Below are 15839 nucleotides of genomic sequence, written 5' to 3'. Positions count from 1 at the left end.
GCTCGCTTAGCCCCTCTTCTCTCGAACACAGGATTTTTGCCATGAAAAGCAAGGCCAACCAATCTCAGGGAATGTTGCTGTTTCACCTCGCCGCGCGCCAGTCGTTTGCCATCGGTACCCTCAAGGTGAAGGAGATAGTGCCCTATACCCGATTGACTGCCCTGCCTCACTCCCATCCGACCGTGCTCGGCGCCGCCAACATGCGTGGCACCACCATCCCCGTCATCGACATGGCCATGGCGGTGGGCTATCGGCGGATCAGCGACGAGGAGATGGCAAGCTGCTTCATCATCATCACCGACTGCCGCCGCACCCTGGTCGGTTTTCTGGTGCGCGGCATCGACAAGATCACCGAGTGCAACTGGCGCGACATAGCGTCGCCGCCCCCGGCCCTTGGCAGCAATGTTTTCGTCACCGGGGTGACCCGGGTCAATGATCAGCTGGTCCAGCTGCTGGACGTGGAACTGATCCTGTCGCGGGTCTACCCGGACGATCCCAGCCATCTCTATCCGGTGCTGACCGATGTGCAGCGGGAGCGCATCAAACCGATGCGGATCCTGCTGGTCGATGACTCCTCCGTGGCGCGCAAGCAGCTGACCGCCGCCCTCGACTACATCAACATCCCCTACGAGGTATGCACCAACGGCAAAGATGCCCTGGCACTGATGCAGGACAGGGCCAGCAAGGGGGTGCCCATCGACATACTGGTGAGTGACATAGAGATGCCGGGACTGGATGGCTACGAGCTTGCGTTCGAGGCCCAGAGCGATGCGCGTCTGGCCGGCGCCTACATCATATTGCACACATCTCTGTCGAGTGAGATCAGCGTCGAACGCGCTCATCAGGTCGGTGCCCACGAGGCACTCACCAAGTTCGAGGCCAATGAGCTGATCCAGGCTATGTTACGCGGTGCCGAGCACCATGACAGCCTGGTCAGCTGATCTGGATCGGGAGCCCATATGCTGACCGAGAGTCATTTTCGCGCCCCCTGGTGGGCCCGCAATCCCCACCTGCAGACCATATTGCCCAAGTGGTTGCGCCGCAGGCCAGTCCGCTATGTGGCCGAACGCTTCGAACTGCCGGACGGGGATTTTGTCGATCTGGCCTGGAGCGGCCCGATCAGCACAGATAACCGGCCACTGCTGGTGCTGTTTCATGGTCTGGAGGGCAGCGTGGAGTCCCACTATGCCCGCGGCATGCTGCAACACTTGCAGCAACGGGGTGAAGAGGCGGTGCTGATGCACTTTCGAGGTTGCAGTGGTGAACCCAATCGCCTGCTGAGTGCCTATCACTCCGGGGCCATCGAGGATGCACTGGCACTGCTCGCCGAACTGGCCCGCCGCTTTCCTGGCAAGCCCCTGCTGGCGGTAGGCTACTCCCTGGGCGGCAACATGCTGGTCAATCTGCTGGCCCGTGCCTGTCCGCCCGCCCTCAAGGCGGCGGCGGTGGTCTCGGCGCCGATGCGACTCGATGCCTGCGCACACAGGGTCAATCAAGGGTTCTCCAAGCTGTATCAGCGCTACCTGCTCGGTACCATGCGCGCACATTTGTTGAGCAAGCTGGCGGTTCACCCCCAGGCCGCGGCGCACTTTCGGGCCGGAGATATCAAGGGTATCCGCACCCTCTACCAGTTCGACCAGCAGGTCACGGCACCACTCCATGGCTTCGAGAGTGCGGATCACTACTACCAATGCTGCTCGGGTCTGCCGCTACTGAGCCAGATTGCGGTGCCGACCCTGATCCTCCATGCCGCCGACGATCCCTTCATGACCCATGAGGTGATCCCGCAAGCCGAGCATCTCTCTCCCTCGGTGCAATATGAATTGAGCCAGCAGGGCGGCCATGTCGGATTCGTCTATGGCTCCCCCTGGCGACCCCGTTTCTGGCTGGAGGAGCGCATCAGCCAGTGGCTGAGGGAGCAAGGTTACGGCGCAACCGAGTAACCGTCACGCCCCTGCTCCTTGACCCGATAGAGCGCGTCATCGGCCCGTTCGAGCAACATAGACAGCGTCTCGCCCTGTCGCCATTGAGCGATCCCCTGGCTCAGGGTGAGATGATCCGCAACCTCTGACCCCTCATGTCGCAAGGCACGCTCGGCCAAGGTGCTGCGAATGCGCTTGGCGACCTGCTCTGCGCCTGCCAATCCCGTCTCTGGCAGCAAGACAACGAACTCCTCACCGCCATAGCGCGCTACCAGATCCCTGGGCTCACGCACACTCTGCGTCAGACATTCGGCAACCAGGATCAGGCTCGCATCCCCCGCTTGATGACCGTAGCCATCGTTGTAACGTTTGAAGAAGTCCACATCGAGCAGGATCAGCGATAACTGGCTATCCGCGTCGCCATTGGTCAGGGTCTGCTCTCCCTCCTGATCGAAGTGGCGACGATTGGCAAGCCCGGTCAGCGGGTCCTGGTGCGCCAGCGCATCGAGCTGCTTGACCATCAACAGCTGTTCATATTCACGATTAACCGCCAGCACGAACCAGCTAAGCAGCATGCGCCGCCCCGACTCCAACAAAATAAGCAGGATCAGCATGCCGGCCCCGAAGAGCCAGGGAAACGCCACCGCGTTGATCACTACATGGCTAGTCAGGCTCGTCAGAATAGGCAGGCAGAAGCCGTACAGGACCTGGCTCATGGGATAAAACGAAATGAGTCCAACCAGCAGCAGGGTGGTCGCTACGGCAGGCTCCATGGTTCCCCTGCCGGGCAGCTCTGTCTTGAGCAAGGCATAGATGGCACTGGCCCAGAGGCATCCCCATAGCAGTGCCAGAATGGAGACCGCCTTGCGCCAGCGTGTCAGCGGCCATCGGTCCAGCCAATACCAGAGCAGCGGTTGCAGGATCAGTACCAGCACCAGCAGTTCGACATGGATGAACTGCCAAGGCAGAGCTCCCTCCCCCACCAAAGGGGCATTGTGCATCGCCTTGACATGAAACCACATGAAGGCGGCGAGCATCAGCTGTATGCCCCAGGCCCAGTGGGCCCCTTTGAGCAGCGCCTGGCGAGTAGCTTGCGCGAGCAAACGTTGCAACTTCGGCGATTGACGCCGATTTGATAATGAGGTCATTGCTCTCCCGGAGAAAGAAAAACAGTTTGCAGCGAAGGCGCCCTGATCGACAATGGTGCATCCGCATTTAAGGGCACACCCTATGATCATTCCTTGGCAATCCTTGGAGTTCGACACCCTGCAACGATTAATCGAACAGTTCGTATTGATGGAGGGTACCGATTATGGTGAGCAAGAGTCCAGCTTGGCCGACAAGGTCGCCACCGTGCTGGCGCAGTTACGCCAGGGCAGCGCGGTGATAGTGTACAGTGAGCTGCACGAGAGCGTGAACATAGTACCGACCGATCGATTCGACTCATCCAAGGCTGAGATGCCCTAGGGCAAGCGCCCACCTGCCGTACCCGTTCGGCTCATTCTCATGGACAAACCCTCTTCATTGCAGGGACAACAGCAAGGAAACAGACGCTTATGTCGGCCAAGCATCCCATCATAGCGGTCACCGGTTCCTCCGGCGCCGGTACCTCCACCTCCACCAATGCCTTTCGCTCCATGTTTCATCAACTCGGCTATCAGGCGGCGGTGATCGAGGGAGACAGCTTTCATCGCTACACCCGCCCCGAGATGGACGTCGCCATCCGCAAGGCCCGCGAACAGGGCCGCCATATCAGTTACTTCGGACCCGAGGCAAACGACTTCGCCCTGCTCGAATCCTTCTTCCAGCAATATGGCCAGGATGGCAGCGGCCAGTATCGACGCTATCTGCACTCCTTCGACGAGGCGGTGCCCTTCAATCAGATGCCGGGCACCTTTACCCCCTGGCAGGATGTCGCCAGCGAAACGGATCTGATGTTTTACGAAGGCTTGCATGGGGGGGTCGTCACCGAGGATCACAATGTGGCTCGCCATGTCGACTTCCTGATAGGGGTGGTGCCCATCGTCAACCTGGAGTGGATCCAGAAGCTCATTCGTGACACCTCGGAGCGCGGTCACTCCCGGGAGGCGGTGGCCGACTCCATCGTCCGCTCCATGGATGACTATATCAACTTCATCACTCCCCAGTTCTCGCGCACCCATATCAACTTCCAGCGGGTACCGACCGTCGACACCTCAAATCCCTTCAGTGCCAAGATCATACCTAGCCTGGATGAGAGTATGCTGGTGATCCGTTTTCGCGGTATCAAGAACGTCGACTTCCCCTACTTGCTGTCGATGATCGATGGCGCCTTCATGTCGCGCATGAACACCATAGTGGTGCCAGGGGGAAAGATGGGCTTCGCTATGGAGCTGATCTTGCGTCCCCTCATCCAGCAACTGATCGAAACCGGAAAAATCACCTGAGAGTGAGGAGCAAACTATGCAGACAGCCCTGAAAAAACTATCCGCACTCATGCTGTTTGGGCTGCTCGGCGGCTGCAGTAGCGGCCACCAGGCTCCCGTGGTCGACATGGGCACACAGGTGATCCGCCCAGCCAGCCACTGGCCTTTCCCGGCCCAGCCACGCTACGCCCTGGCCGAGCAGTATCAATATGCGGGAGCCAGCACCGAAGGCTGGCTCGAGCCGATACAGCAGGCGGTGAGCCAGCATCTGGATGCCAAGGGCTGGCGCAGTGCCCCTCTGGATGAAGCGGATGTCTGGATCGCCATCGGCGTCGCCGGTGCCCAGGATATCAGCGATGATGAGTTGTTCACTCGCCTCGGCATGAACCCTGGCGTACAAGCCAAGGCAGGAGAGCGCAAAGGAACCCTCGCCATCATCTTGCTGGACAGAGCCCATCAGCAGGCGGTCTGGAGCAGCGTTATCCAGCTGACCACTGACAGTGCCATTCCCGCGTCCGATCGGGCCGCATTCAGCCAGGAACTGGCCGCCAAGATGCTGGACAAGCTCCCCTGAGCCTTGGGTCAGAACCCCCCATAAAGAGAGAGGCCTGCAGGATGCAGGCCTCTCTCTTTGCTGACGCCAACGGCTATTTCAGCGTGCAGTTCATCAGGGTGACCCCTTTCTGGGTCAGGGTCAGCTGGTCGCCTTGAGTCCAGAACATGGTCACACCATCGGAGTAACGAGCGCTATCTTTCTCGGACTCGACGCGATCCAATTTCTGATACACCCCGTTCAGGGGAAACTGCACCATGTCGGCCTGGGGATCATAGGTCACCGCCAACATCTCTTCACCACACTGGTACTGATTGTATTGATACTGGGTCGGCTGCGGTGAGCTACAGGCGGCCAGCCCCAGCAGGGGGATCAGAGCGACTAGTTTCTTCATTGCACTTTCCTTATGTGATGACGAGCGAAGCTGGGGTTCAGGCCTCAATGATTTGATAACTATGGGTAATTTCGACCGCTTTTTCCAGCATTAGGGAAACTGAACAGTACTTCTCCATGGAGAGGTCAACGGCGCGGGCCACCTGCTTTTCAACCAGCCCTTTACCGGTCACGACGAAGTTCAAGTGAATCTTCTCAAACACCCGTGGCACAGTATCGACCCGTTCACCGGATAACTCCACATGGCAGGCCGTCACGCTCTGACGTGCCTTCTCCAGAATGGAAACCACGTCGATGGAGCTGCAGCCACCAACCGCCAGCAGGATCAGTTCCATCGGGCTGGCCCCTTCTCCCGGGTTGGCGCCATCCAGGATCACCTGATGGCCAGACTCACTCTGCCCCACAAATTTCATGCCTTCAACCCAGCTGACCTTGGCTTTCATCTTCACTCACCTCATGCATCTATATTGGTGTCCGGGCGGACGCGATGCCATAGCATACCTCAGCCGAGCCCCCGACTGCATCTGGCGTCCGCCCGCCAACACGCCGGGACACCATGGCAGCCAAGGCGCCTTGCGAAAAAGCGCCACGAGAGCAGGCTCATATCGCCGTGGCCACTCTCTCTTCTCCTTGATTGCCCGCTGGGGCACCGAGAACCTGTGGCTAACCGGATCAAAATCAACGTTTACGGCATTTATCTTCCCTAGAATGCCTGTCCAGTGCAGTAGCTGGCGTCCAAAGGAGGCCCTAAGCCTTGTCAGCACAGACAAAGGCTCTTATCCTACTGCCACTGACACAAGGAAGGGCAAGACTGGCAACTTGTCTGGACGCATAACGTCCCGTAAAGACACTACAGAGGAAATCTCATGGTCATTGGCAAACCGCAAAGCGATCCCACCCTGGAATGGTTCTTGTCGCACTGCCACATTCATAAGTATCCCGCCAAGAGCACCCTGATCCATGCGGGTGAAAAAGCGGAGACCCTGTATTACATCGTCAAGGGTACGGTGGCTGTCCTCATCAAGGACGATGAGGGGAAAGAGATGATCCTCTCCTATCTCAACCAGGGGGACTTCCTCGGCGAGATGGGCATGTTCGAAGAGAACGATAACCCGGAGCGCAGTGCCTGGGTCCGTGCCAAGGGTCCCTGTGAAGTCGCCGAGATCTCCTACAAGAAATTTCGTCAGCTGATCCAGGTCAACCCCGAGATCCTGATGCGCCTCTCCGGCCAGATGGCGCTGCGTTTGCAGCACACCAGCCAGAAAGTAGGTAACCTGGCCTTCCTGGATGTCACAGGCCGGATCGCTCAGACCCTGCTCAACTTGGCCAAACAGCCAGATGCCATGACTCACCCGGATGGCATGCAGATCAAGATCACCCGTCAGGAGATAGGCCAGATCGTCGGCTGCTCCCGTGAAACCGTCGGCCGCATTCTCAAGATGCTGGAAGAGCAAGAGCTCATCTCCGCCCACGGCAAGACCATAGTGGTGTTTGGTACCCGCTGATCGCGGCATCCTCACCCAAGACAAAGGCTGCCCAGGCAGCCTTTTTCGATCCCGGTCCGGTCAAGAACATGCAGCGCCAAGATAAAATGCATCGAGGCCGCCCTTTTCGGCGCAATCCCCCTATAATGCCCCCCTATCAGCAGTCTCAGCATCAGGCTCGGCCTGCAAGTACTCTAGATCCGAAGCGAGAATCCCATGCACCTGCAATGTCCCCGCTGCCGCAGCCCACTGCACCTTCATCAGGCCTCCAACGGTCGCTACTGCGATAACAAGCACCACTTCGACCCGGAACCTGAAGGCTATCTGGACCTCATCCCGGGCAAGAAAAACCCCAAGGATAGCGACAGCCGCATGTTGATGCGTGCCAAGCGCAACTTCCTGGAACAGGGCCACATGCAGCCCCTGGTCGAGGCCATGGCCACCCTGCTCGCCCCCCTGGGTGAGCGTGAGCTTATCCACCTCGGTTGCGGCGAAGGCTACTACTGCCGAGCCCTGGCCGAGCATCTGCCTGGCTGGCGCTTCGCTGGCGTCGATCTGGCCAAGAATGCCATCTTCGCTGCCAGCAAGGCGCAGCCGGAGGCCAGCTTCATCATCGCCGATCCGGCCCGGGCCCCGCTTCAATCGGGCCAAGCCGAGCTGCTGCTGGTCAACGACCTCAAAGTCAAAACGGAGCAGCTGTGCGACTGGTTGGCACCGGGTGGCTATCTGCTTCATCTGCAGCCCGGCCCACGCCACCAGTGGCAACTGAGGGTCAGCCTCAATCCGGTCAGCATGGAGCACCCCCTTAGCTGGCCGACCCTGACCGGTCTGAGCCAGGTCGCGCAGCAGCGCAGCCAGTTCTCCCTGACCCTGGATCAGAGCCTGCGCAGCTTCGTGCTCGAGACCAGCCGTCTCGGCTGGCGTGCCGATGCCGAGCAGCGTCACCTGTTCACTCAGCAAGGCCCGGATGAGCTGGAACAGGATCTGCTGCTGAGCCTGTGGCAAAAGCCGCTCTGAGCAACGGTCCGGGTGCATGGACAAGGTAAATATCAGAGGCCCAGCAGGGCCTCTGTTATTTCAAGGATGATGGCGACGCCCTGGCTGCCAGCAGGCCCCGCCAGGGGCAAGGTATCACGCCTTGACTGCGGGTAATGCGCAGCCCTGCGTTACCCGATGCCATGCCCCCTCACCCAGCCACCGGGATCCGTTGTCACGGGCGACCGGCAACCTTCGCACATAAAAAGAGGGGCGCCATGGCGCCCCTCTCCGACTTGCTACTCTTGGCAACTGATCAAGGACAGCTAGCCGCCCCCATGTCTTGCCAGACCACGGCAACACCTGGTTCCTCTCCTTTGGTCCAGTACTGGGCCTTCCAGCTGTGGCCCTGATGGGTGGTGAGATCGCCAGCATTGTAGGCAACGGCGGCATCCCACCCGAGCTGTACCTGGCTGACCAGTTTCCACTGATCGGCACTGCGGCTCGGCTCGTTACCTTGAGTCCAGTACTTGGCCTGCCAGACCAGGCTGTTATGGCTCACCTTGGCGTTGCCGTTATAGGCGACGCTGGCCTGCCAGGCTGGCCAGTTGGCGGCATCCGGATCCGTGCTGCCGCACTCGCCGCCACCGCTCACCGGCTTGACGGTGAGGCGGGTACTGGCCTGGGCATCCAGGGCGCCATCAGTGACGGTCACGCTCAGGTCATAGCCGGTCGCGGCATCGACCGCCGGGCCAGTCACCACTAGCGTGGCGCTATTCTGGCCCGTAACGGTCAGGCCGGCTGGCACTGTCCACTGGTAGCTCAAGGTATCACCATTGGGATCGCTGGCCTGGGCCTGGATGCTCACCTGCTTGCCGGACTCGACATTGGCAGTGGCAGGCAGGGTCACGGTGGGGGCCAGATTGGGCTGGGGTGCCTTATTGGTCACCACGGTTTGATCCTTGGCCTTGAGTCCATCGGCATCGGTCACTGTCAGTTCGAACACCAGGTTGACGTCCTGGGTCACCCCATCGAGGTTGAAGCTGGCTTGCGCCTGATTAGCCCCAGCCAACTGAACCGCCGGACCTGATACCTGTACCCAGGCGTAACCGATGGCAGAACCTTCAGGATCCCGGGAAGCCGAACCGTCCAGAGTCACGCTCGCCGGGCCTGTTACGCCAAGATCCTTGCCCGCGTTGGCAATGGGCGGCTTGTTGGCTGGCGGTGTGCCGCTACCATTGCCCAATCCCTCATGCATGGCGTTGAGGATGTCACCATTATCCGAGTCGATCTCCCACGCAAACAGACCGCCGAGCTGGTTCGCCAGCACATACTGCCCCTTGGCCTTGACCGAGCGATCGTTGTCAAAGGTGATGAGATCCCCGGTGCTGGCCTTGAACACATAGGGCGCCTCCGCTACCTCGTCATAACCCTGCTCCCAACCGGCGCCCATGTAGTCATTGACGATCTGGCGATAATCCACCACACCGTTTTCCCAGGTGCCCTTGACCGGGCCTGTGGCAGTGCCGGTGAAGGGGTTGCCAGCCTGATAGCCACTCACCCCGGTCCAGCCGCGACCATACATGGCCGCACCGACCACTATCTTGCCCGGGGTCACGCCCTGGCCAAGCAGCGCTTTGACTCCCTTGTCGGTGGTGTACTTGGTGTTGGCATCCCAGCTGGCTTCAAACAGGTTGGTCTGATGACCCAGCTCGGTATTGGTCCAGGCGCCGTTGAAGTCGTAACTCATCAGGAAGATGTGGTCCATGTACTGCTGGGCCGCCTGATAATCGACCTTGGCAATCTTGTCGCCGCCGGCACTGATCGCCGAGGTCAACTCGTACTGGCGGCCCGTGCTGGCCTCCAGCTCGTCGAGCATGGTGCGCAGCTCCTTCATCAGGGTCACATAAGTGGCACCGTCATTGGGGCCACCCAGGCTGGGGTTCGCGCCCTGACCACCCGGGAATTCCCAGTCGATATCCACCCCATCGAAGAACTTCCAGGTCTGCAGGAACTCTTTGACCGAGGCGACGAAGGTATCGCGCTTGGTTTTATCGCTTAGGAAATAGAAGGGATCGGAGAGGGTCCAGCCACCGACCGATGGCAGTATCTTGAGGTCGGGATGGGCCTGTTTGAGGGCCATCAAGTTACCGAAGTTGCCTTTATATGGCTCATCGAAATCCTTGAGGTTGCCCTGGGGCATCTGGATGGCAGCCCAGGGATCATGCATGGCCACCTTGAAATCGGCACGACCGGCGCAGGCCCGTTGCAAGGCTTCAAAGCTGCCTTCGATCTCTTTGAGGCTGTCATTGATGCCGTTGCCGCCACAGATGGGAGTAAAGCCATAGAGGATATGGGTCAGATTCTGGGCGGGGACCTTGTCGACGGTGAACTTGCGACCATAGACGCCCCACTCCACGTAATAGGCACCAACCACTTTGCCGGACTTGTTGGTATAAGGCTTGTTGTTCCCTTGCAGCGGTGCATTGAGCGGCAGCAGATGGCTGCCATCGGTGTCGGCGACCACTATCTCTTTGGCATCGGAGCGGGTACAGCCATCGGCGTTGCAGAGCTCTATCTGCATCTGGTAGCGACCACCCTTGGTCACCTTGAAGTTGGCAGTGCCGGATGCGCCGGACGGGCCGCGCCACACCTCGACACCATCGAGCAGCACCTTGGCGGTCTGACCCACGTCACCAGACCAGAGATTCCAGCTCACGCTGACCGGCGCCCCATCGGCATGGACGGTCACCAGCTTGTTGTAGGCAGTCGCAGCCTGATCCACTTCGACGATGGCGAACTTGGTTTCGCCCCAGCCGATGGTGGGTTTGCCCGGGGCGGCCGCATAGGCTGAGGAGGCAAATAGCCCGGCCACCATTAAGGCCAGCAAGGAGGGTTTTGGACTTAACATGTTGAATTTCCTTATTCGTTTATAATTTTGTCACGAAAAAGGCAACGCATGTCAGACAGGTACAGCAGACAACATCCCAGGCTGGCTTGGCGTCCGGCTGGAAACACAATCCTGTGGTGACCCCGCTATCTTAGGTACGACAGACCCTTAGACCGGAAGTTTTGCGTCCCGGCCTTTCGACCGGTTTGCCCTTTGGCACAACTTGATTCGCGATAAAAATAATCGCCAAGGAAATATAAGGCCCAACTGGCCAGCAGGCAAACACCCCACGCGAGTCAGCCCCTGTCGCAGGGAGCCAAATAGCACAAAAAAGGGCCATTCATTGACATAAATGGCCCTTTTTGCAGAGAACCTCTGCCAAGTTGTTTACCCGCAAGCTGATGACTAATGTGTTAATTCGTGATCATCATCAAGTTTGCAGACACCGCTCATGCTGTTCATCAGCGCCCTGAGCTTGAGGGGCTTGACCGGTTTGCTGATGTAGCCATAACCATGCTCGCGGATCTGGGCCTGCAGTTCGCCTTTTCGATCCGCACTGATGATGATCCCCCCCACCCCGGTCCCCAGGGCGAGCCGCAGCATATGCAGCGCCTGCAACCCCGTCTTGCCATCGTCCAGATGGTAATCGGACAGCACCAGGTCCGGTTTGAAGCTCTCCACCAGCGTCAGGGCCTGAGCCAGGTCCTGAACGCACTGCACCTCACAACCCCAACGCCCCAGCAGCGAGGCCATGGCCACCAGTATCTCGGGTTCATTATCGAGACAGAGCACCCGCACCCCTGCCAGCTGGCTATCCCGCCGCGGCTCTGGGCTCTGGAGAGCCCGCTCCACCAGAGGACGGCTGGCCAGATTGAGGCTGATGGCAAACACCGAGCCTGCCCCTGGCCAACTGCGCAGCGTCAGTTGGTGCCCCAACACCTGCGAGATACCGCGCGCGATGGCCAAGCCCAGCCCCAATCCCTGCTCGCGGGTGGTGCGGGAGTGATCCAGACGCTGGAACTCTTCGAAGATGGCCTCTTGCTTGTCCTGGGGGATGCCGGGTCCGGTGTCCCACACCTCGATCCGCAACCGCTGGCCCTGACGGCGACAACCGAGCAATACCCGGCCACCGGGGTTGTAACGAAACGCATTGGTGAGGAAGTTTTGCAGCACACGCCGCAACAAGCGCACGTCGCTGTGTACCGCCAGCCTGGTATCGACCACGGCAAACTCTATCTCTCCTGCCTGGGCCAGCACCCCAAACTCGGCCTTGAGGTTGTCAAAGACATCCGCCAGGGCAAAGTCGAGTTTCCTGGCCTTGAACTTGCCCGCCTCCAACCGGGAGATATCGAGCAAGTCGGTGATGAGATCCTCGGTTGCCCCCAGGGCATCATCGATATGACGGGCGAGCCGGGCGGGCTCCCCCTCATCGGGCAAGGTCTCTATCAAGGAGGAGGTAAACAGCTTGGCGGCATTGAGCGGCTGGGTCAGATCATGGCTCACCGCCGCCAGGAAGCGGCTCTTGGAGTGGTTGGCCCGCTCCACCTGCTCGTTGACGGTGCGCAGCTGGCTGTTGAGGGCCGAGAGCTCGCGGGTACGCTCGGCAACCCGCGCCTCCAGATGTTCATTGGCCTCACGCAGCACGCGCTCGGCATCGCGAAAGGGGGTGATGTCGGCGAAGGTCATGACGAAGCCGCCACCGGGCATGGGGTTGCCTTGCAGCTCGATGACCCGGCCATCCGGGCGCTCCCGGGAAGAGAGATGGGCACTGCCGCGCTTCATGAATCCGACCCGCCGTGCCACATGGGCCTCAACCTCTCCCTGGCCGCACAACCCCTTGACGGCGTTATGGCGGATAATCTCCTCGATGGGGCGCCCCACCTGGATAAGCCCCGCCGGATACTGGAACAGCTCGATGTAACGCTGGTTCCAGGCAACCAGCCGCAGCTCCCTGTCCACCACCGAAATACCCAGCCCTATGTGTTCGATCGCCCCCTGCAACAGACCACGGTTGAAGCGCAGCACGTCCGAGGCCTCGTCCACTATGGTGGCTATCTCCTCGAGCTGCATATTGCGCCCCTGCAGGGCAGAGGCGAGCACCAGCCGCGCCGACGAGGTGCCAAACACCCCGGCCAGCAGCCGCTCCGTGTGCGCAATCAGCGCTGCGCTGGCCTGCATGTGCGGCGCCAGGGTGCCACCGGATTCACCGGCGAAGCGACCGAAGGATCGCTTGACCCGGCTCGGGCCGACGAAGCGGGCCGCCAGCATCTCCAGCTCCTTGACGCTCACCTTGGCCTGATAAAGGGCCGCGGTATCCCGGCTGGGCTGGCCGACGAAGTTCGCCGCCTGCAACCGCTCGCTCACCGCAGCCCGGGTCAGCAGGGAGCCCGCCACGTAGCCGAGCAGGTTGAGCACCAGGCTGAGAAAGAGGCACCAGGCCCCCAGGCTCAATTCACGAAATGCGGGCCAGTCGGGGGGGGCCAGCATGGCCTCCAGCGGCGAGCCCGCCAGCAGGCCGCTCTCGGCCAGCAGAGTGATGAACCAGAGGCTGATCCCAAGACCCAGGCCGAGATAGACTCCCTTGCGGTTGCCATGGCGCCAATAGAGGCCGAGCAACAGCGCCGGGGCAAACTGGGCCACGGCGCCAAATGAGAGGTAACCGATGCGCGACAGGCTGGTGAGATCGCCGAGCCACAGATAGAGCGCCCAGGCCGCCAGCAGGATCAGCAAGATGGCGCCACGCCGTACCTGCAGCAGCAGATGCACCAGCCGCTCATCCCTCCCCTCTTGCCAGAAGCGGCGCAGCAGCACCGGCAATACCAGATCGTTGCTGACCATGATGGCCAGGGCGATGGTGGAGACGATGACCATGCCGGTCGCGGCCGAGGTACCGCCAAGGAAGGCCAGCATGGCCATCCCCTGATTGCCCAGCGCCATGGGCAGGCTGATCACATAGGTATCAGAGGCCATGTCGGCGCCGACCCACTGCTTGCCCGCCAACGCCAGGGGCCAGATGAAGAGCCCCATCAGGAACAGATACGCGGGGAACAACCAGCGAGCCCAGTGCAGATCCTGGCCCTGATTGTTCTCCACCACAGTCACATGGAACTGGCGTGGCAGGCAGATCACCGCACACATGGTCAGCAGGGTATAGATGGCGAGTTCTAGCAGGTTGCCCGGGCTGACATCGACCACAGAGGCAAAGAACGCCTGGGTAACCAGGTCCCGGCTCTCGTTGGATTGTCCCAGGATGAGCCAGAGCGCAAAGCCCCCCACCACCATGAAGGCCAGCAGCTTGACCACAGACTCGAAGGCGATGGCCACCACCATGCCCCTGTGGTGCTCGGTCGCATCCAGGTTGCGGGTGCCAAACAGAATGCTGAACAGGGCCAGCAGCAGGGTGACCCCCAGGGCCAGCTGACCGGTGTTGCCTGAGCTGCCGACCAGGGTATCCCCCGCCATCAGCAGATCCAGCCCGGTCACTATGGCCTTGAGCTGCAATACCAGATAAGGCAGCACGCCTATGATGGCCACCAGACTGATCAGCATGGCGAGGCGCTGGGACTTGCCGTAGCGGGCGGCGATAAAGTCGGCGATGGAGGTGATGTGCTCACGCTTGGCCACCAGAATGAGTCGGGCCAGCAGCCGCCAGCCAAACAGGAACACCAGCATGGGGCCGAGGTAGATGGGCAAGGGCGACCAGGGGGACTCACTCGCCTGACCGACGGTGCCAAAGAAGGTCCAGGAGGTGCAATAAACCGCCAGCGACAGGCTGTAGAGCAGGGGTTGGCCCTTGAGGCGGCGGCGCTTGTTTTTGTCCGCCACGAAGGCTATCAGAAACAGCAGCCCCAGATAGGCGAGGGACAAACCGATGAGCAACCATCCTTGGTGCATTGCTAACTCCTTGTCATAAATAGGGTTTCATCAGGGAGCAACCTATGCCGCCCTCATGGAGATGAATCGAATTCAGGTCGGTTGCGAGCGGCTCGGTTTCAGCCGCAATACGAAGACAGGTAGCACCACCAGGGCCATGATGAAGAAGATGCCACCGCCCAGCGGTTCAAACAGCAGGCCAGATAAGGTCATCAGGGTCGCCACAGTGATCCCGAGGGAGAGGGCGGCATAGAGCGCCTGGGTAGGGATCAGCTGTTCCGGCGCCAGATCCTTGGTCATGAAGCGCACCGCGCCCAGGTGACTGATGCAGAAGCTCACCCCGTGCAGCAACTGGGCAAACAGCAGGACGCCAAACTCTGTGCTGGCCCCGAGCAGACTCCAGCGCAGCAGACAGCCGATGGCGCCAATCAGGAACAGGCGCTGGGCGCCAAAGCGGCTGAAATAGCGCTTGTCCGCGGCAAACATGGCAATCTCGGCCACCACGCCCAGGGCCCATAAGTAACCAATGGTGGAGCCACTGTAGCCCGCCGCCTTCCAGTGGATGGCGCTAAAGCCGTAATAAGCGGCATGGCTGCCTTGCAACAAGGCCGTCACCAGCAAGAAGCGGCGCACGGGGGCGCTCTTGAGGGTATCACGCAGGGAGGCGTGGGCTCGCTCCCCCTGCACATCCTGAGGGGCTGGTCTGAGCGGCAACCAGCTGAGCAGCAACATGATCCCCAATCCCAGCACCATGATGTGCAGCACCCACTGGCTACCCCAATCGGTGATGAGGACCCCGACCAGGGTAGAGGCCAGAATGAAGGCGGCCGAGCCGCACAGTCGCACCTTGCCATAATCGAGCTGGGTCTGCAGCACCATGCGGGTGGCCAGCGCCTCTCCCATGGGCATCAGGGTTGGATAGATAAAATTGGCCACCAAGGTCAATGCCACCAGCCACCAGAGCTGATGACTGACATAGAAACCGAGGAAGGCGAGCAGGGAGAGCAGGCAGAGCAGTCGGGTGACCGGCAGCAGCTGGGCCGCCCCCTTGATGCGCCCCATCACCATCAGGTTGCCCGCAAAACGGATCGCCATGCCAGCCCCCAACAGCATGCCGATCGCCTCGGCGCTGACCCCGATCCCTTCCAGCCAGAGCGACCAGAACGGCAAATAGGCGCCGTAGACGAAATAAAAGGCACCAAAAAACAGGGCTAACCAGGAGAAAGCAGGCATAGGACCTCACAGGGCCGGATCGGGACGCAGATGATAACCCATTTCCCGGGCAGGATCCCGAGCGACCCCGCCCGGATAATCATGAAAAATATCAATAAAGTTGAACTATTG

At 60.4% G+C, this 15839-nt stretch carries 13 protein-coding genes and 1 riboswitch; of the genes, 7 read left to right on the top strand and 6 right to left on the bottom strand.

Going from position 1 to position 15839, the window contains the following annotated elements:
• Nucleotides 1–41 precede the first annotated feature (41 nt).
• Both KYK33_RS05240 and KYK33_RS05235 read left to right on the top strand, forming a co-directional pair.
• On the top strand, nt 42–941 hold the full coding sequence (locus KYK33_RS05240) for a chemotaxis protein (protein ID WP_224432268.1): 900 nt from the start codon (nt 42–44) through the stop codon (nt 939–941).
• Nucleotides 942–959: 18 nt separating this feature from the next.
• On the top strand, nt 960–1943 hold the full coding sequence (locus KYK33_RS05235) for a hydrolase (protein WP_224432267.1): 984 nt from the start codon (nt 960–962) through the stop codon (nt 1941–1943).
• On the opposite strand, the gene KYK33_RS05230 is transcribed toward KYK33_RS05235, so the two are convergent.
• Nucleotides 1925–3070, bottom strand: a complete 1146-nt coding sequence (locus KYK33_RS05230) for a GGDEF domain-containing protein (protein WP_224432266.1) — start codon at nt 3068–3070, stop codon at nt 1925–1927. The two genes, KYK33_RS05235 and KYK33_RS05230, sit on opposite strands and share 19 nt — an antisense overlap.
• Before the next feature lie 82 nt (nt 3071–3152).
• On the opposite strand from KYK33_RS05230, the gene KYK33_RS05225 reads away from it, so the two are divergent.
• From KYK33_RS05225 to KYK33_RS05215, 3 genes are all read left to right on the top strand, one after another.
• Entirely contained in the window at nt 3153–3389 is a 237-nt protein-coding gene (locus KYK33_RS05225) for a YheU family protein (protein ID WP_042040202.1), read from the top strand.
• 89 nt (nt 3390–3478) lie between these two features.
• The gene (locus KYK33_RS05220) at nt 3479–4348 is read left to right on the top strand and encodes a phosphoribulokinase (protein ID WP_005896722.1); all 870 of its coding nucleotides are present in this window, start codon (nt 3479–3481) and stop codon (nt 4346–4348) included.
• 16 nt (nt 4349–4364) lie between these two features.
• Entirely contained in the window at nt 4365–4901 is a 537-nt protein-coding gene (locus KYK33_RS05215; RefSeq protein ID WP_224432265.1) for a DUF4136 domain-containing protein, read from the top strand.
• A 73-nt stretch (nt 4902–4974) separates the two neighbouring features.
• Here KYK33_RS05215 and KYK33_RS05210 read toward each other — a convergent pair whose 3' ends face one another.
• Both KYK33_RS05210 and KYK33_RS05205 read right to left on the bottom strand, forming a co-directional pair.
• On the bottom strand, nt 4975–5274 hold the full coding sequence (locus tag KYK33_RS05210; RefSeq protein WP_042040200.1) for an MliC family protein: 300 nt from the start codon (nt 5272–5274) through the stop codon (nt 4975–4977).
• Between the two features lie 37 nt (nt 5275–5311).
• Nucleotides 5312–5716 (bottom strand): OsmC family protein, encoded by a 405-nt coding sequence (locus KYK33_RS05205; protein ID WP_042040199.1) that lies wholly within the window; start codon nt 5714–5716, stop codon nt 5312–5314.
• Nucleotides 5717–6139: 423 nt separating this feature from the next.
• Here KYK33_RS05205 and crp point away from each other — a divergent pair, with 423 nt between their 5' ends.
• Complete coding sequence (gene crp / locus KYK33_RS05200) at nt 6140–6778, top strand: cAMP-activated global transcriptional regulator CRP (protein WP_005896734.1); 639 nt, start codon at nt 6140–6142, stop codon at nt 6776–6778.
• A gap of 195 nt (nt 6779–6973) precedes the next feature.
• Complete coding sequence (locus KYK33_RS05195) at nt 6974–7774, top strand: putative RNA methyltransferase (RefSeq protein WP_224432264.1); 801 nt, start codon at nt 6974–6976, stop codon at nt 7772–7774.
• 274 nt (nt 7775–8048) lie between these two features.
• On the opposite strand, the gene KYK33_RS05190 is transcribed toward KYK33_RS05195, so the two are convergent.
• From KYK33_RS05190 to KYK33_RS05180, 3 genes are all read right to left on the bottom strand, one after another.
• Nucleotides 8049–10643 (bottom strand): glycosyl hydrolase family 18 protein, encoded by a 2595-nt coding sequence (locus KYK33_RS05190; protein ID WP_224432263.1) that lies wholly within the window; start codon nt 10641–10643, stop codon nt 8049–8051.
• A 112-nt stretch (nt 10644–10755) separates the two neighbouring features.
• Nucleotides 10756–10843: riboswitch (cyclic di-GMP riboswitch) on the bottom strand.
• Nucleotides 10844–11027: 184 nt separating this feature from the next.
• Entirely contained in the window at nt 11028–14516 is a 3489-nt protein-coding gene (locus KYK33_RS05185; RefSeq protein WP_224432262.1) for a hybrid sensor histidine kinase/response regulator, read from the bottom strand.
• Between the two features lie 72 nt (nt 14517–14588).
• Nucleotides 14589–15728 (bottom strand): 3-phenylpropionate MFS transporter, encoded by a 1140-nt coding sequence (locus KYK33_RS05180; RefSeq protein ID WP_224432261.1) that lies wholly within the window; start codon nt 15726–15728, stop codon nt 14589–14591.
• Nucleotides 15729–15839 lie beyond the last annotated feature (111 nt).

The organism is Aeromonas rivuli (assembly GCF_020149575.1).
In the GTDB taxonomy this organism is placed as follows: domain Bacteria; phylum Pseudomonadota; class Gammaproteobacteria; order Enterobacterales; family Aeromonadaceae; genus Aeromonas; species Aeromonas rivuli.
The sequence above is the reverse complement of the archived record's forward strand: the minus strand, read 5'-3'. Positions and strand labels throughout refer to the sequence as shown.